Below are 2,665 nucleotides of genomic sequence, written 5' to 3' on the forward strand. Positions count from 1 at the left end.
GGTGGATCTCGACCGGTGACGCCGAGCGATTTGTTGGTAGTGTTTGACCCGCAACAGGTGCAAGTTCCAGCAGGTAGACGCCCGCGGAGTTTGTGATCCAACGGCGTTCAGTCTTCGGGCCTGCCAGACCCGCGAGTCGGAGCGACGTGTCACCGCATCTGGTGTGGAGTCGTCGAAGTGACGGCTTCTCGTTCCGACAACAGGAGTACCGAGCAACATGGCTCAAGGCACCGTGAAGTGGTTCAACGCCGAGAAGGGTTTCGGCTTCATCGCGCAGGAGGACGGCGGCGACGACGTCTTCGTGCACTACTCGGCCATCCAGTCGCAGGGCTACAAGTCCCTCGACGAGAACCAGAAGGTTGAGTTCGACGTCACCCAGGGCCCCAAGGGCCCGCAGGCGGAGAACGTCCGCCCGCTCTGATCGAGCGGCGGTCCGGACAGCACCTGTCCGAATCTCATGACGAGGCCTCACCCGGCTGGGTGGGGCCTCGTCCCCATGGGGGGCCAGACCAGTTGCAGGCGTGCTCACCCTTTTGGATGATTTGTCCCGGGACACGTTTGGAGCCACCACCTGGGGGGCATTCTGGAAGCAGGCATCGGGCACCGGTGCCTGGACAGTCCGGAGAGGGGCGAACATGCATGACCAGTTCGACGTGACCCTCGAGGACGGTGACCTGCTGGGGGAGGTCGAGCTGACGACCACGCTGATCATCGCCGCGAGCGAAGCTGACGAGCACCTGACACAGGCGGAGATCGATCACCTGCTGGGAGTCGGCCCGCACCGGGACTGACCTCCCGCGTGCGCAACACTGGGCGCATGAGCACCGCCATCGACCTGCGCTCGATCGTCAAGACCTTCGGTGCCGTGCGCGCCCTCGACGGTTTCGACCTCCACGTCGAGAAGGGCGAGGTGCACGGCTTCCTCGGCCCCAACGGGTCCGGCAAGTCCACCACCATGCGGGTCCTCCTCGGCCTGCTGCGCGTCGACTCCGGGACCGCCGAGCTGCTGGGCGGCGACCCGTGGCGGGAGGCAGCACAGCTCCACCGCCGGCTCGCCTACGTCCCGGGCGACGTCTCCCTGTGGCCCAACCTGACCGGCGGGGAGGTCATCGACCTCCTCGGCCGGATGCGCGGCGGCCTCGATGAGAAGCGGCGCGCCGACCTGCTCGAGCGCTTCGAGCTCGACCCGTCGAAGAAGGCGCGCACCTACTCCAAGGGAAACCGGCAGAAGGTCGCGCTGGTGGCGGCGTTCTCCTCGCACACCGAGCTCTACCTGCTCGACGAGCCCACGTCCGGGCTAGACCCGCTGATGGAGGCGGAGTTCCAGCGGGCGGTCCACGAGGTGAAGGCCGAGGGGGCCACGGTGCTGCTCTCCAGCCACATCCTCGCCGAGGTCGAGGCGTTGTGCGACCGGGTGAGCATCATCCGCGCCGGCGTCAACGTGCAGAGCGGCACCCTCGCCGACCTGCGCCACCTGACCCGCACCACGATCATCGCGGAGACCGCGCGGCCGGCCCGCGAGATCGCGGAGATGCGGGGCGTGCACCAGCCGCAGTTCCTCGACGGGCGGGTCACCTTCGACGTCGACTCCGACGACCTCGACGCGGTCGTCGCCCGCCTCTCCGGGCTCGGCCTGCGCTCGCTGCAGGCACATCCGCCGACCCTGGAAGAGCTGTTCCTGCGCCAGTACGGCGAGGAGGCGACGCCATGAGCGGGCAGCGGAGCAGCAGCCTCACCGGCACCCGCCACCTGGTCCGGCTGGCGTTGCGGCGCGACCGGATCCGGCTGCCCGTGTGGATCCTCGGCCTCACCGCGATGTCCGGGGCGTCGGCCGTGGCGGTGCAGGACCTCTACAACACCCCGGAGAAGGTGGCCGGCTACGGCGCCACGGTGACGGGGAGCGCCGCCGGCAAGCTGCTCAACGGCACGCCCGTCGCGGTCGACACGATGGGCGGGATCACGGCCTACGAGATCACGTCGACCGCCGCGGTCATCGTCGCCCTGATGGTGACCTTCCTCGTCGTGCGGCACACCCGCGCCGAGGAGGAGACGGGGCGCGCGGAGCTGCTGCGCGGGACCGTGCTCGGCCGCCACGCCGCGACCGCGGCCACCCTCGCCGTCGCGATCGGCGCCTCCGTCGTGGCGGGGGTGCTCGACGCGCTGGTCCTGGCCGGCACCGGCCTGTCCACCGGCGGTTCCCTGCTGCACGGGGCCGGGCTGACGTCGATCGGCCTGGTCTTCACCGCCATCGCGCTCGCCGCCGCCCAGGTCACCGCCAACGCGCGCGGCGCGCTCGGCATCGCCGGTGCCGTGATGGCCGTGCTCTTCCTGCTGCGCGGCGTGGGCGCCGTACAGGACAGCTGGCTGGTGTGGCTGTCGCCGTTCGGGTGGCAGCAGGCCGTCAACGCGTACGGCGACCAGCGCTGGTGGCCGTTGGCGCTGGTCGTGGCCCTCGCGGCCGTCGTGCTCGCGCTCACCGTCTGGCTGACGGCCCACCGCGACGCCGGCGCCGGGTTGTGGCACCCGAGCCCCGGCCGTCCGCGGGCGACGCGGATGCTCGGCACGCCGGTCGGCCTCGCCTTCCGGCTCCAGCGCGGCCTCGTGATCGGCTGGGGTGTGGGCCTGACCGTGGGCGGGTTGCTCTTCGGCTCGCTCGGGAAGGAGG

4 protein-coding genes are annotated in these 2,665 nt (G+C 70.5%); all 4 read left to right on the forward strand.

Going from position 1 to position 2,665, the window contains the following annotated elements; all coding sequences use genetic code 11:
- The first annotated feature begins 217 nt into the window (after window positions 1–217).
- Window positions 218–421, forward strand: coding sequence for a cold-shock protein (locus VLF38_RS14855; RefSeq protein ID WP_028650227.1), 204 nt, complete (start codon window positions 218–220; stop codon window positions 419–421).
- 214 nt (window positions 422–635) lie between these two features.
- On the forward strand, window positions 636–791 hold the full coding sequence (locus VLF38_RS14860; protein WP_325272016.1) for a hypothetical protein: 156 nt from the start codon (window positions 636–638) through the stop codon (window positions 789–791).
- A gap of 26 nt (window positions 792–817) precedes the next feature.
- Window positions 818–1,711, forward strand: coding sequence for an ABC transporter ATP-binding protein (locus VLF38_RS14865; protein ID WP_325272017.1), 894 nt, complete (start codon window positions 818–820; stop codon window positions 1,709–1,711).
- Window positions 1,708–2,665: ABC transporter permease (locus VLF38_RS14870; RefSeq protein ID WP_414689410.1), on the forward strand; the 958-nt coding region annotated here is incomplete at its 3' end. The genes VLF38_RS14865 and VLF38_RS14870, both read left to right, overlap by 4 nt.

Source organism: Nocardioides sp. (assembly GCF_035481145.1).
Lineage (GTDB): Bacteria > Actinomycetota > Actinomycetes > Propionibacteriales > Nocardioidaceae > Nocardioides.